This is a genomic window from Paenibacillus cucumis (ex Kampfer et al. 2016) (assembly GCF_019748695.1).
Taxonomy (GTDB): Bacteria; Bacillota; Bacilli; order Paenibacillales; family Paenibacillaceae; genus Paenibacillus; species Paenibacillus polysaccharolyticus.
This window is the reverse complement of sequence record NZ_JACLIC010000012.1, coordinates 110,795-136,246: the sequence shown is the minus strand read 5'-3', so window position 1 is coordinate 136,246 and position 25,452 is coordinate 110,795. Positions and strand designations below refer to the sequence as shown.

At 45.3% G+C, this 25,452-nt stretch carries 21 protein-coding genes and 1 pseudogene; 9 read left to right on the top strand and 13 right to left on the bottom strand.

Features of this window, described 5'->3' with window-relative positions; translation table 11 throughout:
• Positions 1-3: 3 nt before the first annotated feature.
• The gene (locus tag H7T88_RS08550) at positions 4-585 is read right to left on the bottom strand and encodes a TetR/AcrR family transcriptional regulator (RefSeq protein WP_154959170.1); all 582 of its coding nucleotides are present in this window, start codon (positions 583-585) and stop codon (positions 4-6) included.
• 200 nt (positions 586-785) lie between these two features.
• Here H7T88_RS08550 and lpdA point away from each other — a divergent pair, with 200 nt between their 5' ends.
• On the top strand, positions 786-2,150 hold the full coding sequence (lpdA, locus tag H7T88_RS08545) for a dihydrolipoyl dehydrogenase (RefSeq protein ID WP_221788095.1): 1,365 nt from the start codon (positions 786-788) through the stop codon (positions 2,148-2,150).
• Positions 2,151-2,279: 129 nt separating this feature from the next.
• Here the strand turns inward: lpdA and H7T88_RS08540 are convergent, their stop codons facing one another.
• Entirely contained in the window at positions 2,280-3,458 is a 1,179-nt protein-coding gene (locus H7T88_RS08540; RefSeq protein WP_221788094.1) for an MFS transporter, read from the bottom strand.
• Between the two features lie 123 nt (positions 3,459-3,581).
• On the opposite strand from H7T88_RS08540, the gene H7T88_RS08535 reads away from it, so the two are divergent.
• Together H7T88_RS08535 and H7T88_RS08530 are read left to right on the top strand one after the other, a co-directional pair.
• A complete protein-coding gene (locus tag H7T88_RS08535; protein ID WP_221788093.1) occupies positions 3,582-4,472 on the top strand; it encodes a LysR family transcriptional regulator in 891 nt (296 codons plus the stop codon).
• A 42-nt stretch (positions 4,473-4,514) separates the two neighbouring features.
• The gene (locus tag H7T88_RS08530) at positions 4,515-5,078 is read left to right on the top strand and encodes a GNAT family N-acetyltransferase (protein ID WP_221788092.1); all 564 of its coding nucleotides are present in this window, start codon (positions 4,515-4,517) and stop codon (positions 5,076-5,078) included.
• A gap of 48 nt (positions 5,079-5,126) precedes the next feature.
• On the opposite strand, the gene H7T88_RS08525 is transcribed toward H7T88_RS08530, so the two are convergent.
• Positions 5,127-5,480, bottom strand: a complete 354-nt coding sequence (locus H7T88_RS08525) for an SH3 domain-containing protein (RefSeq protein WP_221788091.1) — start codon at positions 5,478-5,480, stop codon at positions 5,127-5,129.
• 46 nt (positions 5,481-5,526) lie between these two features.
• Positions 5,527-6,186, bottom strand: a complete 660-nt coding sequence (locus tag H7T88_RS08520; RefSeq protein ID WP_221788090.1) for a TetR/AcrR family transcriptional regulator — start codon at positions 6,184-6,186, stop codon at positions 5,527-5,529.
• A 121-nt stretch (positions 6,187-6,307) separates the two neighbouring features.
• On the opposite strand from H7T88_RS08520, the gene H7T88_RS08515 reads away from it, so the two are divergent.
• Positions 6,308-7,876: an FAD-dependent monooxygenase gene (locus tag H7T88_RS08515; RefSeq protein ID WP_221788089.1), complete on the top strand. Its 1,569-nt coding sequence runs from the start codon at positions 6,308-6,310 to the stop codon at positions 7,874-7,876.
• A gap of 74 nt (positions 7,877-7,950) precedes the next feature.
• Here the strand turns inward: H7T88_RS08515 and H7T88_RS08510 are convergent, their stop codons facing one another.
• From H7T88_RS08510 to H7T88_RS08495, 4 genes are all read right to left on the bottom strand, one after another.
• Complete coding sequence (locus H7T88_RS08510) at positions 7,951-9,543, bottom strand: glycoside hydrolase family 43 protein (RefSeq protein ID WP_154888840.1); 1,593 nt, start codon at positions 9,541-9,543, stop codon at positions 7,951-7,953.
• A gap of 81 nt (positions 9,544-9,624) precedes the next feature.
• Positions 9,625-11,622, bottom strand: a complete 1,998-nt coding sequence (locus tag H7T88_RS08505; protein ID WP_312027594.1) for a YjhG/YagF family D-xylonate dehydratase — start codon at positions 11,620-11,622, stop codon at positions 9,625-9,627.
• A gap of 18 nt (positions 11,623-11,640) precedes the next feature.
• The gene (gene gucD / locus H7T88_RS08500; RefSeq protein WP_221788088.1) at positions 11,641-13,107 is read right to left on the bottom strand and encodes an alpha-ketoglutaric semialdehyde dehydrogenase GucD; all 1,467 of its coding nucleotides are present in this window, start codon (positions 13,105-13,107) and stop codon (positions 11,641-11,643) included.
• A gap of 55 nt (positions 13,108-13,162) precedes the next feature.
• A complete protein-coding gene (locus H7T88_RS08495; protein WP_221788087.1) occupies positions 13,163-14,041 on the bottom strand; it encodes a fumarylacetoacetate hydrolase family protein in 879 nt (292 codons plus the stop codon).
• Positions 14,042-14,254: 213 nt separating this feature from the next.
• Between H7T88_RS08495 and H7T88_RS08490 the strand changes: the two genes are divergently transcribed.
• Positions 14,255-15,169 (top strand): AraC family transcriptional regulator, encoded by a 915-nt coding sequence (locus H7T88_RS08490; RefSeq protein WP_221788086.1) that lies wholly within the window; start codon positions 14,255-14,257, stop codon positions 15,167-15,169.
• 124 nt (positions 15,170-15,293) lie between these two features.
• Here H7T88_RS08490 and H7T88_RS08485 read toward each other — a convergent pair whose 3' ends face one another.
• Positions 15,294-16,715, bottom strand: coding sequence for a family 43 glycosylhydrolase (locus tag H7T88_RS08485; protein WP_221788085.1), 1,422 nt, complete (start codon positions 16,713-16,715; stop codon positions 15,294-15,296).
• A 138-nt stretch (positions 16,716-16,853) separates the two neighbouring features.
• On the opposite strand from H7T88_RS08485, the gene H7T88_RS08480 reads away from it, so the two are divergent.
• The 3 genes from H7T88_RS08480 to H7T88_RS08470 all read left to right on the top strand — a co-directional run bounded on the left by H7T88_RS08480 (position 16,854) and on the right by H7T88_RS08470 (position 19,154).
• Positions 16,854-17,612, top strand: a complete 759-nt coding sequence (locus H7T88_RS08480) for an AraC family transcriptional regulator (protein WP_221788083.1) — start codon at positions 16,854-16,856, stop codon at positions 17,610-17,612.
• Positions 17,613-17,850: 238 nt separating this feature from the next.
• Positions 17,851-18,372, top strand: coding sequence for a DinB family protein (locus H7T88_RS08475; protein ID WP_221788082.1), 522 nt, complete (start codon positions 17,851-17,853; stop codon positions 18,370-18,372).
• Between the two features lie 8 nt (positions 18,373-18,380).
• Positions 18,381-19,154 carry an AAA family ATPase gene (locus H7T88_RS08470; protein ID WP_312027593.1) on the top strand — a complete coding sequence of 258 codons (774 nt, stop codon included), beginning with the start codon at positions 18,381-18,383 and terminating at the stop codon, positions 19,152-19,154.
• Positions 19,155-19,347: 193 nt separating this feature from the next.
• Here the strand turns inward: H7T88_RS08470 and uidA are convergent, their stop codons facing one another.
• Positions 19,348-21,135 carry a beta-glucuronidase gene (uidA, locus tag H7T88_RS08465; RefSeq protein WP_221788081.1) on the bottom strand — a complete coding sequence of 596 codons (1,788 nt, stop codon included), beginning with the start codon at positions 21,133-21,135 and terminating at the stop codon, positions 19,348-19,350.
• A gap of 81 nt (positions 21,136-21,216) precedes the next feature.
• Positions 21,217-22,569: an MFS transporter gene (locus tag H7T88_RS08460; RefSeq protein WP_221788080.1), complete on the bottom strand. Its 1,353-nt coding sequence runs from the start codon at positions 22,567-22,569 to the stop codon at positions 21,217-21,219.
• Positions 22,570-22,878: 309 nt separating this feature from the next.
• Between H7T88_RS08460 and H7T88_RS08455 the strand changes: the two genes are divergently transcribed.
• Positions 22,879-24,081, top strand: coding sequence for an AraC family transcriptional regulator (locus H7T88_RS08455; protein ID WP_221788079.1), 1,203 nt, complete (start codon positions 22,879-22,881; stop codon positions 24,079-24,081).
• A 73-nt stretch (positions 24,082-24,154) separates the two neighbouring features.
• On the opposite strand, the gene H7T88_RS08450 is transcribed toward H7T88_RS08455, so the two are convergent.
• Both H7T88_RS08450 and H7T88_RS28700 read right to left on the bottom strand, forming a co-directional pair.
• A complete protein-coding gene (locus tag H7T88_RS08450) occupies positions 24,155-25,135 on the bottom strand; it encodes an ROK family protein (protein ID WP_221788078.1) in 981 nt (326 codons plus the stop codon).
• 58 nt (positions 25,136-25,193) lie between these two features.
• Positions 25,194-25,385 (bottom strand): annotated as a pseudogene (locus H7T88_RS28700) (helix-turn-helix transcriptional regulator); the annotation flags it as partial.
• Positions 25,386-25,452 lie beyond the last annotated feature (67 nt).

The window sequence follows — 25,452 nt, the reverse complement described above, 5'->3', positions numbered from 1 at the left end:
GTGTTACTTGGAGCCAGCGTTCACCGTTTGTTTGGCCTGTGTACGGCCCGCTTGTAACAAATCATCACTGAACTTTGAATCACTGACTGCACGTGCCAAAGCAACGGTTCCTACCATACTGCTCACTAGCGCATAACCGGCAGAAGTATCTATTTCAGCCAACTCTGTAATAAACGTAATAAAACGCTGTAACTCTCGTGTATAAGCCTGCCGTATTTCCTCCGATAGCTGAGAAATTTCACCTGACAGTGCAGGTAGGATACAACCGACTTCCGTTTGATCTCGATGCAAGGAGCCTAAATAAAAATCAATGACAGCCTCAATTGCAGACTGATCTTCATTTTTGTTTTTATCAGCAACTTTTTGTAGCATCTCCATAGTGTCACTAATAGCAAAATGACAGGTCTCCTTCACAAGCTGATCTTTGTTTTCAAAATGAGAGTAAAATCCCCCGTGTGTCAGTCCGGCACCTTTCATAATATGTGGAAGACTTATATTTCGAACGCCGTGGGTTCGGAATGCTTTAGCCGCACTAGTAATGATATGGTTGCGAACTTTGAGTTTGTGCCCTTTCGGATAAGGCATCGTGCTTCCTCTCCTTTTTGCCTAGGTCTGTATATATCGATCGTTTTTAAAATATTATATTTATCATATTATTTAATGTCAATTCATAGATCAGTACTTTCAGCAGAGGAAGAGTGATTATAAATGGAGTATTGACTCCTTTAAAATATGATGATTATAATATATTACGATCATCATATTTTACATCGGAGGTGCCCATTATGAATGCATTAGAAGTTGTAGACACCCTGGTCATTGGATCAGGGCCAGGAGGTTATGTAGCCGCACTACGATCCTCACAACTCGGGATGAAAACAGCTGTTGTGGAGCGTCAACAGATCGGCGGCGTATGTACACATGTAGGCTGTATCCCTTCCAAAGCGCTAATTGGTGAAGCGGAGCGTTTTACCTTACGCAGGCAATGGGGTGCTGTGGACAAGGGTATTTCCTTTCAGGAGGCTCAGGCTTTCAAGCAAGCCGTGGTGGATAAGCAGTCTGGAGGAGTTCGGTTTTTGCTGAAAACAGCGGGTGTCACTGTTCTGGAAGGTGAAGCTAGCTTAATAGATACACATACTGTCGTGATTCACCATGCTGAAGATGGTCAGCACCGAATCGTTTTTAAGCACCTCATTCTGGCGACCGGCTCCCGTCCCATTGAAATAAGTGCTCTTCCCTTCGGCGGACGTATTCTTTCATCCACCGAAGCGCTATCACTGCCCGAAATTCCTGAAAGCCTTGTTGTGGTTGGAGGCGGTTATATTGGCGTGGAGCTTGGTCAGATGTTTGCGAGATTTGGAACCAAAGTTACGATGCTTGAGGGGGGTGAACAGATTTTGCCCGGATTCGAAGCAGAGCTTGTTGAACCTGTTATTCGTCAACTGAAAAAGGACGGCATAACCGTCTTAACCGGAGCCAAAGTGACAGAAGCAGACCAGTATACGAGTCACATCGATCTCCACTATACACGTCTGAATGAACGCGGCATTGTTCAAGCGGAATATGCGTTAATTACGGTAGGCAGGAAACCGAACACAGACGGCACTTTAGGTCTTGAAAATATTGCTCTCTCCCCTACTCCACAAGGCTTGATCGAGATTGACGGGCAGTGCAGAACATCCATCCCGCATATTTATGCTATTGGAGATATCGTTCAAGGCCCTGCTCTAGCTCATAAAGCTTCGTATGAAGCAAAAATTGCAGCAGAGGTTATCGCAGGTAAACCCTCTATCCTCGACTACAAGGCTATTCCGCTAGTTGTGTTTTCTCATCCGGAGATCACTAGCGTCGGTCTTAGCGAGACGGAATGTAAGCAAAAATCCATTCCCATTGTTGTTGGAAAATCTGTTTTTTCCATCAATGGCCGTGCACTCGCTCTAAAGGAAACCGAAGGTTTTGTTAAAATTGTAGCTCACGCTACGACGGGGCTTGTATTAGGTGCACAGATTGTCGGGGCTGATGCTTCTACGCTGATCTCCGAGTTGTCTCTTGCTATTGAAATGGGAGCGACAGTTGAAGATTTGGCCATGACCATTCATCCTCACCCGACGCTGGGGGAAATCATTATGGAGGCTGCAGAACAAGCATAGAATGAACAATCGCCGCAAGCCTGTTCAAACGAATAGGTTGCGGCGATTTGTACTGTGAATTTGTGTAGGATCTGTAACAGCTTAAAAGCTCTAATTCAATGATCGAACCTGATTTTGGTAATTTTCTTATCAGCTTTTTTGCGCTTCATTACCCTTAGGAGCTCCAACAGCTTTTCTCCCCATGTTCATGGATAACTGTACACTAATCATTAGCATTACAATGACCAGCATAGCAATAATGGATACGTTAAACCGTCCGCTGAGATCAAAGATCCATCCAATAACAAGTGGACCGAAGGCACCCATGATATAACCTCCCATCTGTGACATCGCTGACCACGATCCTGCTTCCTCGGCCGTATTTGTTGCCATAATGGGTAGCATCAACGCTAGTGGAAACAATCCACCAGCACCGATACCAAGAAAAATAACGGCTGGTAGCATGGGCACAGGCAACAAGAGTAACACTAAACCAATGAGTTCAGAAACACTGCACAAGACAAGCCATAGCTTAATCTTTCCTGAGCGGTTTACAAGATTCGGAATCAGTAATGCAACAGGAACTTGAATCAATGTAAACACGGTCAGAAGCAACGCTGCGTTTGGTGCGCTGTATCCGAAGCTAAGAGCGATTGGTGAAATCCAAGCTGTCAAGCTATAGAACATGCTGGCCATGAAGCCAAAAAACAACGTGAATTGAATCGCTTTTTTATTGCCCAGAGGTAGTTTAACGCGTTGTGATCTGCTACTGGAGGGTTTGTTTTTTCGAATGAGTAAGGTCCAGAAGATCACAGCAATGAAACCAAAAGCTGCCCAGCAGGACAAGGCTAGTGAAAGATTGTGTTGATTTTGATTATAAATCGGAATGGTTAATCCGGATGCCAATGCTGCCCCAATCGTCATCGATACGGAGTAAATACTCACTATGCCTGGGCTTGCCGGGAAATACTTTTTAATAAAACTTGACAGTAGCGGTCCCGCAAAGCTGATGCCGATCCCTCCGACTAAGGCGGTAGCAAGTAGTAAGGTAATAGATTGATCTACACTGCGAAGTGCAGTGGCGAGTGTGATGAGCAGAAGCGAGATAAAAATAGTTCGCTCCAAACCGAGCCTCTGACTTAACGCGGTGGCGACGGGAGCAAACAATCCCATACACAAGACAGGCAGTGTGGTCAGAAGGCTTGCTGTTAATGCGCTTATACCTAACTCGGTTTGAATCATGCTCATCATGGATGCTACGGAAGTAATGATGGGTCGCAGGTTTAATGCCGCAATAAATAGAGCGAATAAATATAATGTTTTTTTCACTGTTCTTTTCCTCCTGCTTCTTCTTGAAGTCCCTTTGAGTATACGTCCGCCCCATCCATTGATCAATCCAATAATTTGTATTATTATGATAGTAAAATACTATTATTAAACGAGGAGAAAAAGATGGATACTCGAAATATAACATATTTTATGGCCGTCTTTGAGCATCTTCACTTCACAAAAGCCGCAGAGATTCTCGGGATTTCGCAGCCTACATTAAGTCAGCAGATACGTCTTCTTGAGGCTGAAGTCGGAATGCCTCTTTTCGATCGAATTGGCAAAAAAGTAGTTGCAACCGAGGCTGGCAGGCTGCTCCATCAATACGGAATGAAAATGATTCAGGCTGAAATGGATGCAAAAAGTGCGATTCAAGAACTTGTATCTGAGAAGCGTGGAACGGTCCGGCTTGCTGTTTTACCCTCTGATCTTGATTTTCAACTTGTTCCGCTGTTTGTTGAATTCAAGACTCGGTACCCTCATACGAAGCTACAGGCTTTTTCAACCATTTTCGTTCGAGACGAAGTACTAACACATAAAGTAGATCTTGGTATTGGTCTTCGTGGTCCCAAGGACAAGCGCCTTGTGCAGATTCCACTGGGAAGTGAGCCTTATGAACTGTTTGTTCATGCATCTAGTGATCTTGCGAAAAAACACGAAATAACCTTGGACGAATTGACACGGCTCGCGCTGGTCATGTATCCCAAAGGGTATATTGGCAGAGATTTGGTGGATGAGGTTTTCCGTGACCAAGGCCTGGAGTTAACGACGGTTATGGAAGCAGGTTCTGCATCTTCCCTTTTGCAGCTGGTAGCTGCTGGCATTGGTGCGACAATCCAGCCGAGAGAACTGTTAAAACAGCATTCCGGCTGGGAAGATATCGCAACGATTCCCATTGTTGGGCCTGCACCTGTTCGACACATGGAGTTGACCTACTATGCGGATCGATTCATTAGCAAAGCGCAACACCAACTAGCGGAGTGGTTGATTGAATTTTTTAAATCGAAAACGAACTAGTGAAAAGCGAAAATTCGAAGAGAATAAATGAGGTTTTATAAAATGGAGAAATCGAAAGAAATATTTGCCGTTTCGGAGCGTCTAGTGATTCGAAAGTTCGGCATGCAAGACGTTGAGTCATTCTATCAATACCGCTCTAATCCCGATATAGCTCGTTTTCAATCGTGGGAAAATTATACGATTCAAGATGCAGAATCATTTGTCAGCCGTCAATTAGAATCTTCCCCTGATCAGCCAGGGACTTGGTTTCAACATGCGGTTGCTTTGGCTGCGTCTGATCAGATTATCGGAGATTGTGCGATTCATACCCTTGGAGCCGAACCTCGAATTGTCGAGCTTGGATTTACTCTCGCGCCTGAGCATCAAGGGAAAGGATATATGCATGAAGCACTTTGTGCCCTGCTTGACTATGTTTTCGGTACACTGAACAAACATAAATTGATCGCTTTTTCCGATGTGCGTAACACAAAGTCTATTCACGTTCTGGAACGTTTGGGCATGAGACGCGAAGGACATTTGCTCGAAAATTACATGTCCAAAGGTCATTGGATCGATGAGTATCAATACGCGATTTTGCAATCGGAATGGCTAACCATGCGTAAGTAATCTTTGTGAAGAAATGGGTTGTTCCATTATGACGTAGAACCCAACGGGTCATTGTTCTAATGGAGTGATGACTTTGTTGGGCACCCAGCCCTTCTCCCCTTCAGTTGTATGCACATAGCTCCATTCGTTTAGTTCTCGTTCTTTTTGCACTACCGTACCTGGAGCCACGTTTAGTTCGTATGCTGAGTAGTCTTCTTGTACTTTTGCCATTTGTTCTTCATTAGGCGTGCTCAGTATTTGCTTGGGTACCCAGCCACGCTTCTTAGACTTGATAGATTCACAAAAAATCCAGTTCGGAAATTCAGTATCTTCCTCTCCATAATGAACAATATCTCCCTTAGCCAATACAATAGGGTCTGGATAATTCGACTGATGCGGGTGAATGACCTTGTATTGCTTCATATGTACTCCCTCCAGAATGTAATTCTTTAAAAAGTGAACCCAACCATTAGGACGATTCTTCATTTTTGTAATGAATGGCACGTTGTCCATAGGCGCGAAGGAAGACTCGTACTCCTTCAGTGATGATCCGTTTAGTTTGTTCATCTTGAACATTTCCGATTTTTTTCGGTTGATTAAATACCATCAGAAATGTTAATGCGGCGAAATGCTTTGTAGCCAGTTCGGGATCGGGCACATCAAGCAGTCCGTTTTCTCCAAACTCGGCAAACCTCCTGATCATCCCCTCTTCCGTTGCGTTGTCTAACTTTTCTAAAAAAGATATGGGTAGGTTGGCTTCTTCCATCGTCACCAGACGGATCAAAGCTCTATAATCAGAAGAACCGTTCGCAGAAGCTACGAATTGTTCACAGAACAAGATAAGCGCCTGCTCCAAATCTTCGAATTCCGAGAGGTAGTCTGTTATTCCTTGTTTGATCATGTCCAAAACCGCCCAACTCGTTTCTTCCACAACAGCAAGCAACAATTTTTGTTTGTCACCGTAATAATCATAAACTGTTCTTTTCGAAACACCTGCTTTAGCTGCGATCGCATCGACGCTGGAACGATCAAACCCATCTGAGAGAAACAAGTCTCGTGCCGCCGCAATAATTTTCGCTCTTTTGTCAGAAGAGCCTTTGCGGACTTTTTTGTTTTCCGTAGTATTCATCCTTAAGCTTCCCCCCTATAACTATACTATCAAAAATGAGTTCCTCTTTACAAACTACACTGCACGGTGTAGTTTAGTTTATATGACCTATCCCAATCCATGATCAAGGAGGAATTAACTTATGAACACGCCACAGTCTTTTGTTGATGTTCTTATTGTCGGGGCTGGGCCTACAGGGCTGACACTTGCCTGCGACCTTGCCCGTCGAAACGTAGACCATCGGATTATCGAACGAAGCACTTCGTATAACGTAGCGTCCCGTGCCAAAGGAATTCAGCCCCGTTCGCTTGAAGTCGTTGATGATTTGAAAGCCGTTCGTTACATTATGGACACAGGTGTCGTGGATTTACCTGTGCGCTATTACAACGAGGATGGCAGAAGTATAGTTAAGCCCTCTATTACCGTTGCGGCCAGCGCTGAACTCGGTTCACCCTATCCAGATCCGGTCTGGATTGCTCAATTTGATGTGGAAAAGGCGCTACGTGACCGATATGAGATGCTTGGCGGTAAAGTGGAGTTGGATATGGAAGCTGTAGGACTTGTTCAAGACTTGGAGGGTGTGCAGGTAACGGTGAATACACCAGAAGGAAAAGAGCAAATTCATGCCCGTTATGTGGTTGGCGCTGATGGTGGGAAAAGTAGTGTTCGCAAATTTATCCATCATCCATTGGTCGGGAATACACACGATCATGAACGCTGGTATCTTGGCGATGTACGTTTGGAAGGACTGGATCGTGATCATATCCATATCTGGACTTCGCCGGAGGGGATGGTCGGAGTAACGCCATTACCTAAATCCGATATTTGGCAACTGCAAGCTACCATTCCGTCAGAGATTAAGGAACCGGAAAAGCCATCGTTAGAAGTGTATCAGGATATGTTTAACCGTCGGGCAGGTGCTGGGCATGTTCAGTTTATCGATGCCTCCTGGCTATCTATCTACCGGATCAACGTGCGAATGGTTGAATCTTACCGCAACGGTCGGGTTTTTCTTGCCGGAGACGCTGCGCATGTTCACTCGCCAGCCGGAGGGCAAGGCATGAATACCGGGATGCAGGACGCCTACAACCTAGGATGGAAACTGGAATCCGTCATACGCGGAGCAAACACCACCTTGCTTGACACCTATGATGAGGAACGTCGTCCCGTAGCACAAGCGGTGCTTGAGGATAGCACCAAAAAAATGGGAGCGATTCTAGGGACAGCGACTGAACGTGGAGCATTATCCCAATCCTTAAGTACCGTATCCGATGATCTAACGAGCGGACTTCTTATTTCTTATCGTTCAAATTCTCTTACCCTCCCCTCTCATCAAGCCAATGTTACCCGTTCAATGCCTGGAGATCGTGCTCCTAATGCCAAGGGTCTGCAAAGTGCTGAGTTCACAGGAGATGTCTTTGACCTGTTGCGCGGCCCACACTGGACTCTTTTCGCTTTTGTAAACCGTACAGACCACCTTTCTCTAATGGACTTCACTTTTGATGAACTCCATACGCACTGCATTGTGCCATCACATGTCGAAGGGGAAGAATGCATTATTGACGCAGCAGGTAATGCCTATCAAATGTACGATATTACAAGCGAGACACTTTTATTGATTCGTCCTGATGGCTACATCGCATTACGCACTTCCATTGAGGACAGCGCACAGATTCTACAATACCTGAACTCTATGTATCACGCGAACTAGGTTATCCGCTGTAAACTTCTGTCGCTCAACCTAAAGATGGCCCCCGTGAAAACAGGAGCCATCTACATCGTTTTTTATGATGTAGAATAACGAAAATAATCAAAATCAGCATGTTTGCGGGTTCCACCCAGATCTTGCACACAAAGACCAATATAGGTTCCCGTGAACCGGATGTATTCCGGGGATTCATCGCATAGATGGGTAATATCCGTCCACTCACCGATCTGTTTCCATGACGCTTCACGATCTCCTAACGCATAGTAAAAGCAGGCACGATCATGATGGACGACTACTTTTAAACGAATTGGATTACCTGTCTGTAGCGGAATATCTTCCTCCAAAAGCTCATCATACACCCCATATTTAGACTGAAGGATGCCAATGCACAGTCCCTTCTCTTCTTGATGCGTCACCCTAAGGTAAAGGTAATCCTGCGTATCGTAATAGAGGATCAGTCCAGCCATCTGCTGTGGATAATCAGGCGCAAATTCCAGACACGTTTCAGCTTCACACTCGAAAGCCTCGAGTCTGCGAGCAAGCAAGCTTTGTCTATGGGTTGAACTCATCGATTCCATCCCATACAAACGTAAATAGCCAGGACGTTCCTTCAGTGTCAGCCAAGTGGCGTCCGGCGGGATACGAAGAGTGTTCCAGTCGTTACGAAGCTCGCTCTGATCAAAGTGGTCCATCTCCGCTGACGGCTCAAACTGCTGAGGCTTTATATTCGGTGCGGATACTTGAAGTTCTGGATATCGATCCCCGCTTGCAAGCCTTAACCACCCATCCTCGCTCCACGTACAGCGCTGCAGAGCCGTTTCACGTCCAAGGACACAGTGTTTCTCCTGAACAGGTCTGCCCACCAGATGTGCCATGTACCATTCGCCCGTGTGCGTCTCGACGAGACATCCGTGACCTGCCTTTTGCAGTGGTAAATCCGTTCTTCCGTGTGATGTGAGGATCGGATTGTTCGGATCAACTTCATACGGGCCTTGTAATGTACGTGAACGGGCAACCGTCACAGCATGCTCATAACCTGTTCCGCCTTCAGCGGTTACTAAATAATAATAACCATTGTGTTTATAAAGATGTGGTGCCTCTGTCAGTCCCAGTTCTGTTCCTTTAAAAATGTTGATAGCACTTCCGACCAGCTTCTGCTCCTGAACCGAATACTCCTGAAGTACAATACCTGCAAAGCGGTTTTTGCCCTTACGATGATCCCAAATCATGTTTACCAGCCACTTACGTCCATCTTCATCATGAAACAGAGAAGGATCAAAGCCGCTGCTGTTCAGATAGATTGGTTCAGACCATGGCCCTTCGATATTTGTTGCGGTCACGAGGTAGTTGTGAGTATCTTTAAAAGCACCTATTCTACTCTTCACATCCGTATATATTAGATAAAACATACCGTGATCATAGCTGAGACAAGGTGCCCATACGCCTCCAGAGTTGATATTCCCCTCCATGTTTAACTGGGATTTTCGCGTCAATGGTGAAGGTAACGCATGCCAGTGAACTAAATCCTTGGAGTGATGAATGCGGACACCTGGGAACCACTCGAAGGTGGATGTGGCAATATAATAATCTTCTCCTGCCCGGCATATGGAAGGATCGGGATGAAAGCCGGTGAGGATTGGATTGGTAATCATGGTTGTGGTTGTATTCATGAAAGCAACCTCCGGTAAAAGTAATAGCTATGAAACATTGCTGGCTAGCACATGGTAAAAGAATGCGTTGATTGCAGGGTCTCAGTTCCAACCGAGCGCCTTTTTGCCAGCCTCAAGTGCAGTTATGATGCGGTCTACATCGTATATATTCCCTCTCCAGGTGCCTCCACTGACCGATTGCAGCGCTGCCCACAAGCGTGTATCGTCAGGCAGTGCTTGGTCTGGTCGCATATCCGGATGAAAAGGCCGCTGTGCCAGGATCAATGCTCCTTCTTCGGGAGAAACTTCGATCCCTTCCGCTCCGACAAAATTAACACTTCCATCCAGCGTGTTCCGATCTACGACAATGTCAATTAAATCACCGTTTCGCAACTTTCCGATGGGACCGCCGGCAAGCGCTTCCGGTCCAACATGACCAATGCATGCACCGGTAGATACACCGGAGAAGCGGGCATCGGTAATGAGCGAAACATATTTTCCAAAGGAAAGATGTTTAAGTGCAGAAGTAAGTTGATACGTTTCCTCCATCCCTGTTCCAGATGGCCCACGTCCAAGCAGGACTATAATATCACCCGCGACTATTCCACCTGTTTTAATTGCACGGATGGCTTCACGTTCAGTGGTAAATACCTTGGCCACCCCCTTGTGACGATATACTCCTTGTTCATCGAGTACATCCGGGTCAATGGACGTAGATTTGATAACAGAGCCTTCGGGAGCAATATTGCCCGTTGGAAATGTCACAGTAGAGGAAATGCCCAGCCGCTGGGAGTGTTCCGCACTCATAATGACACTGTCCGGATCGATGCCATCGACCTCTTGCAACTGTTTTCGCATAACATGCCTGCGCTCGGATGACTCCCACCAATCCAGGACGTGACTCAAGGATGTGCCTGTTACCGTCTTCACAGACTCATCCAACAAACCAAGTCGTCTAAGATGGAGCATAACTTCTGGCACACCACCGGCCTGGAAAATCCGAATGGTCGGGTAGAAAATAGGGCCATTAGGGAGCGCACTCACCAGTCTCGGAACATGTTTATTGACCTGAATCCAGTCCTGTACATTGGGCAGGGTTAAACCGGCCGCATGTGCAATGGCAGGAATGTGAAGAAGTAGATTGGTGGATCCGCCGAAGGCTGCATGCACTACCATGGCATTACGAATCGATGCATCGGTGATAATGTCCGCCATTCTCAACCCTTGAGTCTCCATCTGGATCAGTGCACGTGAGGATTGCCGAGCCATCTCAAGCCAGATCGGTTGCCCTGAAGGGGCTAGAGCGGCATGAGGCACAGTTATTCCCAGTGCCTCTGCTACAACCTGCGCGGTTGCCGCTGTTCCTAGAAACTGACAGCCCCCGCCCGGGGTAGCGCAAGCCCGGCACCCTAACTCAGACGCCATCTCCAGTGAAAGCTCTCCGCTTGAGTACCTTGCACCGATCGTCTGAATTTTCCCGGCGTCTTCTCCATCCGTAGGCGGAAGAGTTACACCGCCAGGAACAATAACACCTGGCAGCTGCGGCATACCCGCCAGAGCAAGCATCATTGCGGGCAGTCCCTTGTCACATGTCGCCACGCCTAACACACCTTTGCGTGTGGGCAAAGATCGAATCAATCGGCGAAACACCATCGCAGCATCATTTCGATATGGCAGGGAGTCGAACATGCCGGTTGTTCCTTGTGATCTGCCGTCGCAGGGGTCGCTGACATAACCGGCAAACGGAATTCCGCCGCGGCTGGACAATTCATCTGCCGCTGCTTTCATCAGTAGTCCAACTTCCCAGTGGCCCGTATGATAACCGAGTGCTGTGGGACTGCCGTCCTCATTGCGTATACCACCTTGCGTACTTAAGATCAGATACTGTTTGCCGTTTAACTCTCCAGGCTTCCACCCCATGCCAACATTCTGGGACATGCCGAACAAGTCGCCACTTGGCGCATTTCGCAGTAAATCATCGGTTAGAGGCAGACGCCCTTCCACCCCGGGAGCATGGGCTTGAATCGTGAAGAGGTCAGATTGACTGTTACTCAGATCAGGCGAATTTTCACCCATAATGGATCGAATCTGTTCGTACATGATATCTCTCCCCGCAGTTTAAGATTTCACGAAGACGGTTTTGATTGCGGTGAAAAATTCAATAGCGGCCTGACCTTGCTCTCTGGAATGGGAACTGGACATCTTCATCCCGCCAAATGGAGCCTGTAGCTCGACACCCGCTGTTTCCGCATTAATTCTTACAAGTCCAGCGTCCATATCACGAATAAACGAAAGCATCGATCCAACGTTTTGTGTATAGATTGAAGCACTTAATCCATAGTCGCTATCATTGGCTAGCTCTATAGCTTCTTCAATGGAATCTACAGGCATTAAGGCCAGCACTGGGCCAAATATTTCTTCTCTAGCGATCGACATATGGGATTTGACACCTTCAAACACCGTCGGCTGTACATAGAATCCTTCTGCAAGCTCAGGACTGTCCGGTCTGTTCCCTCCGGCTAATAGTATTGCACCCTCATCCTGTCCTTTTTGAATGTAACTCAGGACTGTATTAAGCTGTCCTTCACTTGCGCATGGACCCATCCAGCTCTCGCCAGACATACCATCGCCCAAACGAATTTCCTCAACTTTTGACAGAAGCTTTTCCTTGAAAGCATCATAGACTTTTCGTTCAATGATTACGCGGCTGGTCGCCGTGCATTTCTGACCCGTTGATTTCAGGCCACCGCTAATCGTTCCTTCCACAGCCAAATCCAGGTCAGCATCAGCTGCAATGATGACCGGGTTTTTTCCACCCATTTCAAGCTGATATTTGGCTCCCCGAGAAAGTACAGCAGCACCGACCCGTTTACCCACTTCATTGGAGCCTGTAAACGTAATCCCGTTCACATCTGGATGTTCAGCCATTGCAGAACCGATTACCGAGCCTTTACCACACACCAGGTTGAGAACGCCAGCTGGAAGGCCTGCTTCTTCAAAACATTCCAACACTTTGGCTGCCGTAACCGCTGTCTCCTGTGCAGGTTTCAAAACAACCGTATTGCCGTAGATCAACGCAGGTGCAGCTTTCCAGATCGGGATAGCTACCGGGAAGTTCCACGGTGCAATTACACCAACAACACCAAGCGGTACACGCGTTGTAAACATTAAAGCTTCGCTATCTGTGGACGGAATGACATCACCCGTTTTACGCATGCCTTCACCTGCGTAATATCTCAAGATCGCGACGCCGCGCATTGTTTCTCCTTTGGCTTCAGGGAACGTTTTCCCCATTTCTCTCGTCATCGCTTCTGCGACTTCATTCGCTCTGCGTTCAAGTACGTTTGCCGCCTGAAAAAGAAAATTACCTCGTTCAGCGCCAGTTAACTTCCGCCAAGACTTTGCCGCTGCTTTTGCTGCTGCCACCGCTTGATTTAGATCTTCCACGCCAGAGGCAGGTACATGCCCCACCACTTCATTTCGATTGGCCGGGTTGATGCTAGCGTCTGTTTTTCCACTGGCAGCTTTCACCCATTCTCCATTAATAAAATTGCTATAGGTCTGCTCTAACTGAAAAGTGCTCATTGTTTTCATCCTCTCTAATCAGTCATAGAATTTAGTATTTAGAATTGTCAGATTGTCACGAGTTCGAAATAACGGGATTAATTAGCGTTCCGATGCTGCTGATTGAAATCTCGATACGGTCTCCTGGCTCAAGTGTAAAATCATTTGGCGGTACAATATTAGTACCGGTCAGAAGTACTGTACCGTCGAACAAGTCATTGTCTCTTGCCAAATACGACACCAGTTCATCCAGCTTACGGTTTAATTCACTCGTGCTGGCATCACTTTTTACAATGACTTCTCCATTGCGATAGATCTCGCAAATAATGCTCAGGTCATAGGGGTTCTGCACCGTTTCCGCTAGCCGGATCGCTGGCCCGATAGCGCAGGAATTGCGCCATATTTTGGCCTGCGGAAGATACAGCGGGTTTTCCCCTTCGATATCCCGGCAGCTCATGTCATTGCCTGCGATATATCCTACAATGCTGCCATCAGCGGCAAGCACAAGCCCAAGCTCGGGCTCTGGAATCTGCCATGTGGAATCACTGCGGAGCGTGACCGCTTCATTGGGTCCAATGGTACGAGCAGCTGTGGATTTGAAAAAAATTTCCGGACGTTCTGCATCATAAACTTTATCGTAAAAGGTAGTCGCATCCAGCTTGCCATCCGTTGCTTCATAATTACGAGCTTCCCTGCTTCGCTGATACGTTACACCTGCTGCCCATACTTCGGGTGCTTCAATGGGGTTGACAATATGCAGGGTTGTCCAATCGTCGGTCAGTTTGTTTACAGGTTTAAAAGCGCTTTCAACAAGTTGGACTGTTGAAATGCCCTGTTCTCTCGCTTGGTAGATCAAGGTCATGAAATCGGTCTGTGGCAAACGATAGGCTTGTTCATCATCCGTCACGGCTGCCAGCCACTTCTGTTCTCTATCCAGAAATCGAATAATTCGCATATAAACGTGCCTCCTGTGCCCCTACTGGGTTGATAATTCTAGATTAGCATTCACCATGTCTCATGACGATGTTCTAATCACTCCGACCATTTACCCTTTTCACGCATCATATTTCTGTTAAGATAAGGATATCAGTTTCACAAGGAGCTGATTTACACAGACACTCCGATGACAGAATAAAAAATCGTACAGGACAAGGGGGCTTGATTTGCAGTGGCGAAGCATTCAAAAGCGATGTATTTAGGCCGTTTGCCTGATGTTCGTCTGTCGTTCCAATTAATGGGGTTGCATGCCAGAAGAGCAGATTCGAACTGGACATATCCATCCCATGAACATTCGATGTATGAAATTCACTGGATGATGGAGGGTCAGATGAGCATGGTGATCAATGGAAAACTGCATCAGCAGTCCAAAGGAGATCTTTTGTTCATTCGTCCGGGAATCACCCATGCTTGCACAGGGGCAGGGCCAGAAGGTTTTACCTATTTTTCAGTTCATTTCAGTGTGCACGATACTTCTTTTTGCCGGGAACTCAACCGCAGCAAAGACACCTACTATCCAGCAACATCGAATCTGGCTATGGCGATGTCCCCGATCCTCTCTACATTGTATGAGCTGTCCACAGAGCATTTGTCTGAATCCTTATCCTCCTCGAAACAAATGAAAGTGCATGCCGCTGTATTTGAGCTACTTGGCTCACTCGTGGGACAGTTATCGCAGAACGCATCCGTCCCTGTATCCAGAAAAGAGGCGATTGCCCATCAGATCGCTGAGTATATCGAGGATTCGGTAAGATATATCCATCTACATAGTGAGATTCAAGAAACGGATAGAACCTGGATTCAGGATATTGCAAAATCGCTCAACTTGAGCACGTCACAGGTCAATCGAATTTTCCGAGAAGTGTACGGTCAGGCGCCGCGCAAGTATTTATCCGAAACGTTACTGAACGAAGCCCAGCGGCTATTAAAACAAACGGATCTGAATATTGATCATATTGCTATGATGCTCGGATACAAAACGAATGCACATTTTAGCCGCCAGTTCAAACGGTGGACAGGCATTGCGCCAAGTGAATTTCGCGTGCATGCCCAGCAGGATGTGATGAGTCTTACGCAAGAACAATAATGCGCAAAGATGGAGAAGAACGTACTGTTTAAATGAAACGCGATTCCATGTGAAAAAGAAAAAAGCAGCTCAAGGATGAGTGCCCTCACCACTGACTGCTTGGAACTTTTGAAGACAAATGAAGTTAATTCAGTTCAAATGAAGCCAGGCTCGCGCTGCCCATCCCCTGGTATGTAAAATACAAGGCCTGTTTACCGTCTGGAATGTGAATCGCGGCTGAATACGGCTTCCATACGTTGGTGAAGTGTACCGGGATGGTTCCCAGAACGGGTCCGTCCCAAGCGGTTTTTACCTCAAAGCTACCATTACAGTATCCACGCACCTTAATCGTGACTTGTTGAATGTCTTTACAATCGAAGTATTTAAAACCAGCTGTCGCAGATTCCGTCATATTGGCAATATATCCGCTTTCTTCGTCACCATCTCGGCCATCTTGGGTAATTTTCGGAAAGCGACTGTCGAGCCAAGCACCTGCACCAAATCCACCCGTATACAATTGATCTTCTTGGGTAAAAAGGTTGCACGCAAGATAGGCGGGGTACTCGCCTCTACCTTCCAAAGGTTCCCCATTCGAACCACAAGAGGTCATTTCAACTTGAGGGATGAAGCCATCCTTTTCAAACGTAAGCTTTTCAATACATCCCTGCCGGTTAAATGCATCTCCATTCGTATGTCTGTGGTAAAAAATGTACCATTCTGCGCCGATCTCTACGATACTTCCATGATTGTTCCCTCCATAATACATGGGCTTTCCAGCCGGCTTGTATGAATCGATGTGAAGATCACAGTTGCTCACAATTACACCTTGATATTCAAAGCCTTGAGTTGGAGACGTACTGGTTGCATAACAGAGTTCATGCATTACGGCCGAGGAATACACCAGATAGTAGAGGTCTCCTCTTTTGCGAATCGAAGGAGCTTCAAAAAATTCATGTCCTTCATATCCGCTTCCATCACTATATGGCTGACTTGGGGCTATAAATACCGGTTCCTCTACAATCGTTAGCATATCGGGGCCAAGTACTGTCGCCATTGCTCCATGTCTGGAACGGTCACCAGGTGCACAGAAGCCCGTGTAGAGATAAGTGAGCTCTCCTTCTGTCAGCACACCTGGATCGAATTGCGGCTCATCCCCTTCTCGTTCCCCAAGCCGAGTGCCGTCTGTATATTGAACATATCCATAGAATTCATATTTACCCGCAGGCGAATCACATACCGCTACAGAAACAACGGGTACTTTATCAAGTACATAATATAGATAATAGCGACCATCCGGTCCGATTGTCACATCGGGGGCATAAAGGCACATATGACCGTCGGGGTTCAGCGGATCATCTGTTTTTTGATAAATAACTCCCTCATTGCGCCAGTTACCAAGGTCATCTACAGGAGCAGACCAGCATACATAATCGTTCAGACAAAACGCATGTCCGTGAAACCGATCATGTGACCCGTAGACGTATACTCTGTCGTTAAACACATAAGGCTCGCCGTCAGGCACATACTCCCATGATGGGAGATAAGGGTTTAAACCTTGTTTTTTCATTGGAAAATGCACCCCTTGTTTAGATTTGTCAAGATAACTTTCGTATAATTAGGAGACACCGAGCATGTTCATGTTTCAATGGCGTTTCGATATACACGTAGACGAGATTCACAATACGCATGGTAAAGGTGAAATACGATGAATACGATTTATTACGTTGAATATGATGCTGAGCATCACAGTCCATTTGTGTTTGATATACCTGAAGGTCATGATTGCTGGCTGTTGGTCATTACGCAGACTCCGGCACTGTTCTGGGTTAATGGTCAACTGCAAGAATTCCCGCCCTATTGTGCTGTTCTGTATCCGCCCTATTCGAAAATATACTATCGCGCTTGCTCAGACCAATATGTGAACGATTGGATACGTTTTGCAAGTGACGAGCTCTATGTAACCGAAACCTCTCTCCCTCTGGGCGAGCCTTTTGCATTGGATGATCCTGAATATTGTCATAAGCTGTTTCAAATACTTGTCGCAGAGCATTCTCTCCAGAAAGGCTACAAGGAATCATCCATCGATTATTTGCTTCGCACATTGTTTAACAAACTGCTTGAATCTTATGTGCAAAAAAATATTGGCCCGCAGCATTATCCTCTGATGAAACTTCGGACAGCTATTCACAACCATCCAAGTCATCCATGGACTGTGGCTACAATGGCCAAAACTATGAATATCAGCCCGGGATACTTGCAACTCATTTATAAGAAATCATTCGGTTTGTCCTGCATAGATGATGTCATCCATAGCCGAATTCGCTTGGCTAAAGAGTACCTTAGACACCATCCCTATACGGTTGCAGAGATTGCGGACAGATGCGGGTACCGTAATGTCGAACATTTCTGTCGGCAATTCAAACAAATAACAGGTGTATCGCCTAAGCGATTCAAACATCAGTGAGTCTTAATGAGCATCTGCACTTCTGAAACAGACTTGTTTGTTTCTCCACGTTTCTTCGTGAAATGGTAGCGCTCTCTTATGATTTAAGATAAGGTTTTTAACACATTCATTCAATGATTTATCCTGACCGATTATTGATCAATCCTCATATGAGATCAGTTGTTGTAGTTTTCTTCGGTTCTACCTTGGATTAATGGTAAAATAAACAAAAAATGATGCCCACTAAAGGAGAGTTAATATGAACGAAAGACCGAGTCAAGAAGAATACGCTGCTTTCTACGAAGGATACATCCACCTTGTTCCTGAAGGAAATGTCATTGAGTTATTACAAAAGCAAGCGGAACGTGTGGAGAGCGCAATTCGCGCATTATCAGAGGAACAAGCCAATTACCGCTATGATGAAGGGAAATGGAGCGTTAAAGAGGTATTTGGTCACCTTATTGATAATGAGCGAATTATGAGCGGCCGTTTGTTACGCATCGCCAGAGGAGACAAGACCTCTCTTCCAGGATATGATCAGGACACACTTATGGAAGGTCACCCTTTTGAAGCTTATAGCGTGGTTGATCTGGCTGAAGAATATGCAGCGGTACGGTATTCCACCATTGTACTGCTCCGCCGCCTGAGTCCAGAAGCTTGGATGCGTATGGGGCAGGTCAATGATAACACGGCATCTACTCGTTCCATTGCTTATGTGATTACTGGACACGAGCTACATCACTTGTCAGTCCTTCGCGATCGTTATGATGTACAGATATAAGAGGTGAAGTGAAATTGAAAGGATCTCCAGCCTATTTGAGGCAAATACAGCTTAAACGGAATCAAATTGCTACTTATGATGAGTATCCGTTTGACTTGCCCGTTATTCGTAACCTGCATACGATGGATTTTCATCCCAAAGTTACGTACATTGTTGGTGAAAACGGGATGGGCAAGTCTACGTTAATGGAGTCGATTGCCGTGTCATGGGGATTCAATCCCGAAGGCGGCACGATGAACTTTACGTTTTCTACCCGAGCCACGCATTCGAACTTGTATGAGCATATTCAATTAGTCAAAGGCACACGGCGTCCGAAGGACGGTTTCTTTTTCAGGGCCGAGAGTTATTATAATCTGGCTACAACCATTGATGAGTTGGATCGTGAGCCTTCCTATGGTGCTCCCATCAAGGATTCATATGGAGGGAAATCGTTGCATGAGCAATCCCATGGAGAGTCGTTTTTTTCCACGTTTGTTCATCGGTTTGGCGGTCATGGTCTTTATATTCTGGACGAGCCTGAGGCGGCATTATCGCCGCTTCGCCAGATGGCCATGCTTGCCCGAATTCATGAGCTGGTAGAGCAAAATTCACAATTTATTATTGCTACCCACTCTCCTATTCTGATGGCTTATCCTGATGCGCAGATCTATAACCTGACACCGGAAGGCATCGAGGTACAGATCTTGGAGGAAACCGATCATTTCTTGATCATGAAGGAATTTTTGAATAACAAAGATAAGATGATTCAGCAGTTGTTTGAAGGAGCGGATACAGAGGATTAAGGACACCAACTACCGATTCTGATGCCGCCTCCTGACCTGCTCCTACAACCTGTGTTATCACTGCTACTAAATAAAAAAGAGCCAGCTAACCATATTGATTAGCTGGCTTACCTATTGATCACTAGAATGACTTGATCACTAAAATTACTTCTTGATCACTCGGATTGCTCACGTACATATTCCCGCTTCGTTCTTAGCCCTTATAATGAAAATCAGGTATGTTCGTCCACCGTCTTTTCAGTTCATGTGCGATAGCTTTCGGTTTGCGATCCCGTGTGAAAATGCCTTTTTTATTGCCTTGCACACGGATAATTCCCTGACTGGTGGCAAAATCAGCAAAATTCCATACTTGTTCACCGACAAATTGCTCAAATTCATCGAATACTTCATGGTTGGCTTTGTAAAATTCCACCTGGTATTCCTCCGTAAACATGACAGGTTCAACATCGTGCAATCCGGCAACCGTGTCTGCCCCGTACTCGGTCATCATGAAAGGTTTGTTCGGGCATCGCTTTAGCCAGCCATTGAATTCGGCACGAAGCTTTTCCTTGGCAGCATGCAAATCCCCACCATCCACATACCAGCCGTAATATCGGTTGAAAGTGAGTATATCCAACAGCTCTGCGATCTGATCTTTTTCTGGTGAAGATTCCATTTGAGTAACAATAGTCACCGGACGTTTCTGTGGATCTAACTCTCTCGTTAGATCAATCAGCGGTTTAAAATATTCATAGGCTCCCTTTTCTTCAGAGGCAGGCTCGTTAGCGATATTCCACATGACCACACAGGGATGATTTTTGTCCCGCTCAATGAGTTCCCGAATGACATCCTGATGATGTTCGAACGTATCAAGTTCATCCCATGTGTTCTTCAGCACGCCCCCGCGATGCACAACCAGCATGTTCAGATGCATGCCAACTGCGGCCACCTCATCAATCACAACAAATCCTTCCCGATCAGCCAGTCGCATCACTTCTTCCGAATATGGATAGTGTGCAGTTCGGAAGGAGTTGGCTCCCGACCATTTCATGAGATTAAAATCAAGCACATTGGCGGCCTCATTAAATCCCCTGCCATGAATAGTCGTATCCTCATGTTTGCCATACCCTTTGAAGTAAAAGGGTTTATCATTAATCAGGAACTTGCCTTCTTTCACTTCTACACTTCTCACCCCGAATGGCTGTTCATATACATCTATGGTTTCCCCTTCGGTTTGCAGTTCTACGCGCAACGTGTATAAGTAGGCATTCAGCGGCTCCCAGAGTCTAACATCAGATAGGATCATTGTGCCCGATTCGCCTTCGGATGCTGCAACCAAAAAGCCGGATTCATCGATAATTTCAGCTTTAACCGACGCAGAGCCAACCACATCAATGGAATAATGAACCTGTCCATCCAATTGGGTTACGATCGTGACGTCCTTAACATAGGTCGTTGGTGTTGTGTATATTTTTACAGGGCGATGCAGACCGGCATAGTTGAAAAAATCAAAGTTCGGCAGATTGTGCACCGTTGTTTGCCCATCTGAATGTTGTTTCTCAACAATGGAGCCAACGGGTAGTGTTGTTTCATCCACAATATTATTTACAGCGACGGTCAGGCGGTTCTTCCCTGTGTGCAGGTAACGGTTTATTTCAGCTTCAAAAGGTAAAAATCCGCCTTTGTGCTGGGTAACAAATTCCCCGTTCACATACACTTTGGCCATATGAGTAACGGAGCCAAAGCGCAAAACAACTCTCTCTTCATTCATCACACTCGGTAGCGTGATCTCCCGCTCGTACCAGACCCAGCCTACATGGTCCCGAATTTTGGCGCTTACTCCGATGTCGTTATATGAAGCTGGGACAGCCATGCGCATCGGATCTTGGAGTTTTGCCTTTTGCCAATTTTCCTGAAATCCCTCTCCGGCATCCAATTTGAAATTCCAGATTCCATTCAGATCGATTAGATTACGTGTCTCGGTCAAAATAGGGTATAACATATGAACACTCCTTCATTCTCTATAAAATAGGTGCTTCCTCTACCTCCTGCCTTATGCACGTTGTGAAACAGGTCTCGGGTATCAGTTCATTCGTTTTGCCTTGATATCGCTTACAAGTTGTGCTGTACGTTTTTTGTTTAATGGATACAGGAAAGCAATGCAGATAAATACGAGAAATAGGCCCATAGCTGGAACAAGTGTTGCCAAGAAATAAATGCCTTCAAGTGTACGTGGTGTCTGCACATGCAGTGTAGCATTATAGCCTACAGCCGCCATAGCTACCCCGCCAATACCACCTGCAACGGCCTGCCCGACTTTACGCGAAAAGGAATAGATGGAATATATCGTCGCATCCTCTCGGAGTCCTGTAACATGTTCGTGATAGTCAACCAAATCTGTGATAAACGCCCAGCTGATTAGATTGAACAGAGCGTATCCTAACAAGCCAATGAACAGAATCGCCATGTATTGAATAGCGGAAAGATTCGGAATGAAATAGAGAAGCAAGTAAACGAGCGTTGAGAGTAAAAAGCCAGCAGCGGCAACTTCTTTTTTCCCGAACTTTGCTACGAGTGGTTTGATTAACGGCATTCCGATAAATATAGGCGCAGCTTGCACCAGACTGAACACACTAAGTAATTGCGCGTTACCGAAATAGTCTTTGAACAAATACGTATTAACCGTGCCAAGCAACATTAAATTAATTAAGAAAATGAGCGATCCGATCAGGAAGACGATAAGCGGTCTATTTTTCAAAAGGCCATATAGTGTTTTTCTCAAATTGGTATTTGGCTTCTCATTCATATCCGGGATAACACGTTCGAGCGATAATTTATAACACGCCATATAAGAAGCAATGGACAATATTCCAAAAATAACAGCTCCCAGGAAAAAACGGCTTGCATTCGCTTCGTTATTAACAAACAACAGCAACGGGCCCACCACGCCTACAAATAATTGCGCCAATGTTGCTCCAAGCGATCTCCATGTAGACAGCACGGTTCGTTCTACTGGGTCAGCAGTAATGACTGAAGCCATGGAACCGTAAGGAATGTTAACGGTGCTGTACAGCGTTCCCCACAGAATGTAAGTAACATAAGCGTAAGCGAGATAGAATCCGTCCGACATTCCGGGGATGTAAACAAACATGAGTATCCCGGAGATCACAAGCGGAAATGACATGCGATAAATCCATGGTTTGAATTTACCGTGTTTGCTTGCTTTACGCGTATCAACAAAACGCCCCCAAGAGACATCCGCTATGGCATCCCACAAACGAGCTAACAGGAATAATCCTCCGACCGCTGCCGGGTTAATATGAAATACATCCGTGTAATAGACCATCAAAAATGAGCCAACTAGCGCGAAAAAGAAATCGTTTCCAAAATCACCAAACAAATAGCCGAATTTATCCTTATATCCGAAAGGACGCATAAAAACCCACCTCTTTATTCAAAATTTGGAATAACTATTGTCGTATTTTATTGCAAAACAAATATGTTCTTTTGATAACGCTCTCAATTCAGGGTGTAGGTCGTGTATTATATTGGCTAAGTTGCTGATCCCCCTTAAATCCATGCTTGAAATCGATTTCATGACAAATTATAATCGGTCTTGTGAGGTTTCATATGGTAAGTTTCACATGTAAATAGGAATATTCACATGTGTTTTCGCTTCTTAGACTGGAACGGAGGCTTGGTGATGAATAACTTTTGTGATGAAAACCTTGAATATATATGTAATATGACACATCATTTATACAATGTACCCGTCTACTATTTTGATAATGAATACAAGCTAGTCTATCAGGTCACCCCAGTGGATTTCCGGTGTAACCCCTTATTCCCCTCCGAATATAAGATCATGACAGACCTGTTTTCCAGCATGCCAATCGAGCAACTCCCTGTCCTTCGTGAAACAATCTATTTGGAAAAATTTTTCGCAATAAGTATTCATGCGGATCATCAGTGGAAAGGAATCATCATTGTAGGCCCGGTTATCAATTTTAAAATGACAGAGGAAATCATTCGTGTGACTCTAAGTGATTTGTTAGCCAAAGCGGATCATCATGAAATGAAGATGTATTACGACGGAGTGCCTGTGATGAGTACGTTTAAATTAATTAATCTTAGTATGGCGATGTATTTCATGCTCTATCAGAAAAAGCTAACGCTGGACGAAATCTTGTTGAAAAACGAGGATGAGCGTTGGAGAAAGACGCTGGAAGTCGAGCAACCGTATAAGCAAATCATAGACGACCGTCAAAATAATCTCGTTCATACAGAAATCGATAAAGAGAAAAAAGTATTTGATTTCATTCGATTGGGCAGAACCGATAAGGTGCTGGAATCCTTTCATACCATCCACAAACAAGGCAAAAAGAGTGTGTTGTCCAAGACGAGTTATTTGCGTAGTCAAAAGAATCTGGCGATCTCCCTGATCACGCTTGCGACAAGATCAGCGGTAGAAGGTGGTGTTTTTCAAGAGATTGCTTATAATCTTAGTGATTTTTATATCCTTAAAATTGAGGATTTAACCGACAGTCAAGCGGTAGAGGATTTAATGGAGGTTGCTCTGCTTGATTTTGCGGAACGTGTGAAGCGTAGTAAAAAACACAAATACTCCAAACCGATTAACATTTGTCAAAACTATATCTTTAACCATTTAAATGAACGAATTACGATCTCACAACTGGCTGAAATCACTTCGTTGAATCCGAATTATTTGTCCAATCTGTTCAAAAAAGAAGTGGGCATCTCCATTTCGCAGTTTATTTTGAAAACGAAAATTGAAGAGGCGCAAAATCTGTTGACGCATTCTCACTATACGTTAGCGGAGATTTCTACGCTTTTAAACTTTTACGATCAAAGTTACTTTGCGAAAGTGTTCAAAACGTATACGGGATGTACACCCAAACAATTTAAAGATCAAAGAACAAACGGTTAAATTAATTGGATCAGAAACAACAAAAAAACCGCTGTAAAAGCGGCCTTTAAAGGTGTATTTAGTAACTTCCAAGTTACATTCCGGTGTTTGAAAATAACCTGTGATTTGCGTATGCTGCTGCACCGATTACACCCGCTTGTCCACCCAATTTAGCTTGCACGATGGTACAAGCTCCTGAAGAGAGCTTTAATGAGTGATTTCTAACGGTATTACGTACGGAATTAAGGAGACGATCACCAGCTGCGGACATGCCGCCTCCAACGATAATCATTTCTGGATTCAACATATTTATGACATTGGAAAGGCCGAAACCTAATATCTCTCCTGTTTCGTGCATGACTTCAACAGCAAGTGCATCGCCAAGATCATACGCATTCGAGATCATATGGGCTGTAATTCTGGACGAGTCTCCCTCTACCCACTCCGTAATCATACTGGATCGGCCTGCCTCCAGCCTTTCCGTCAACGTTCGAACCATTCCAATAGCGGATACGTATCTGCCCAGGCACCCTGAACTCCCGCAACGACAAGCACGGCCTTCCCTATACATATTCATGTGTCCCATTTCTCCTGCGCTTGAGGTTGCTCCGTAGATCACCTTTCCGTCATTAACGATTCCAGAGCCCAGACCGGTTCCTAAGGTGAGTAATACCAAGTTGCGGCAACCGACACCTGCACCAAACAGCCATTCACCATATAGATTAACGCGTACATCATTGTCGATAAAAATGGGGAAATCGAAATGGTTATTCATGTGATTCACTACATGGATATTCTCCCATTCGGGAAAATTAGGCGAAAATATAGATAAGCCCGTTTGAGGATCTAGCAAACCAGGCACACCTATCCCCATGCAGCTCACCTCATCTGGACGGATTCCTTCGACCGTCATCATTTCTTGCGTGATGTTCGCCATTCTATTTAACACATGGATCGGACCTTTATCGGCTTCCGTGGCATCACTACGTTCGTGAATTTTCTTAAATGCTGTATTAAACACAGCGGATTTAATATTGGTGCCGCCCAGATCTATTCCAATTATATATTTGCTCATATTAACATCCTGACTTTTAATGGTTTTGACACATCACTATTAAACCACGAAACCAGGGAAAACGGTACATTGTAAGCCGTCTTCTTCGAATATACTCAGCCAGTGGAACATTCGTAATGAACGAGAACATCCTCTGAAACTGATATGAAGAACAACAAGCACACTGCGCAACGTCATTTAAACTGATTTCGTTGGATAGATTCGTTTCAATATGATCTAGAGCACGATTCATTCTCATCAGCCAATCCATCTGATCCCTCCTCTCAACTAAGGTAAAGTATAGCGTTATGTAACCGATTCTTCGCAACGATCTGTGC

Bases quoted from the DNA above. Each gene is read 5' to 3' on its own strand.
- uidA (WP_221788081.1), bottom strand. From the start codon at position 21,135: ATGTTATACCCTATTTTGACCGAGACACGTAATCTAATCGATCTGAAT.
- gucD (WP_221788088.1), bottom strand. From the start codon at position 13,107: ATGAGCACTTTTCAGTTAGAGCAGACCTATAGCAATTTTATTAATGGA.
- H7T88_RS08505 (WP_312027594.1), bottom strand. From the start codon at position 11,622: ATGTACGAACAGATTCGATCCATTATGGGTGAAAATTCGCCTGATCTG.
- H7T88_RS08520 (WP_221788090.1), bottom strand. From the start codon at position 6,186: ATGAATACTACGGAAAACAAAAAAGTCCGCAAAGGCTCTTCTGACAAA.
- H7T88_RS08495 (WP_221788087.1), bottom strand. From the start codon at position 14,041: ATGCGAATTATTCGATTTCTGGATAGAGAACAGAAGTGGCTGGCAGCC.
- H7T88_RS08455 (WP_221788079.1), top strand. From the start codon at position 22,879: ATGACACATCATTTATACAATGTACCCGTCTACTATTTTGATAATGAA.
- H7T88_RS08550 (WP_154959170.1), bottom strand. From the start codon at position 585: ATGCCTTATCCGAAAGGGCACAAACTCAAAGTTCGCAACCATATCATT.
- H7T88_RS08450 (WP_221788078.1), bottom strand. From the start codon at position 25,135: ATGAGCAAATATATAATTGGAATAGATCTGGGCGGCACCAATATTAAA.
- H7T88_RS08535 (WP_221788093.1), top strand. From the start codon at position 3,582: ATGGATACTCGAAATATAACATATTTTATGGCCGTCTTTGAGCATCTT.
- lpdA (WP_221788095.1), top strand. From the start codon at position 786: ATGAATGCATTAGAAGTTGTAGACACCCTGGTCATTGGATCAGGGCCA.
- H7T88_RS08480 (WP_221788083.1), top strand. From the start codon at position 16,854: ATGAATACGATTTATTACGTTGAATATGATGCTGAGCATCACAGTCCA.
- H7T88_RS08510 (WP_154888840.1), bottom strand. From the start codon at position 9,543: ATGAATACAACCACAACCATGATTACCAATCCAATCCTCACCGGCTTT.
- H7T88_RS08485 (WP_221788085.1), bottom strand. From the start codon at position 16,715: ATGAAAAAACAAGGTTTAAACCCTTATCTCCCATCATGGGAGTATGTG.
- H7T88_RS08525 (WP_221788091.1), bottom strand. From the start codon at position 5,480: ATGAAGCAATACAAGGTCATTCACCCGCATCAGTCGAATTATCCAGAC.
- H7T88_RS08515 (WP_221788089.1), top strand. From the start codon at position 6,308: ATGAACACGCCACAGTCTTTTGTTGATGTTCTTATTGTCGGGGCTGGG.
- H7T88_RS08530 (WP_221788092.1), top strand. From the start codon at position 4,515: ATGGAGAAATCGAAAGAAATATTTGCCGTTTCGGAGCGTCTAGTGATT.
- H7T88_RS08460 (WP_221788080.1), bottom strand. From the start codon at position 22,569: ATGCGTCCTTTCGGATATAAGGATAAATTCGGCTATTTGTTTGGTGAT.
- H7T88_RS08475 (WP_221788082.1), top strand. From the start codon at position 17,851: ATGAACGAAAGACCGAGTCAAGAAGAATACGCTGCTTTCTACGAAGGA.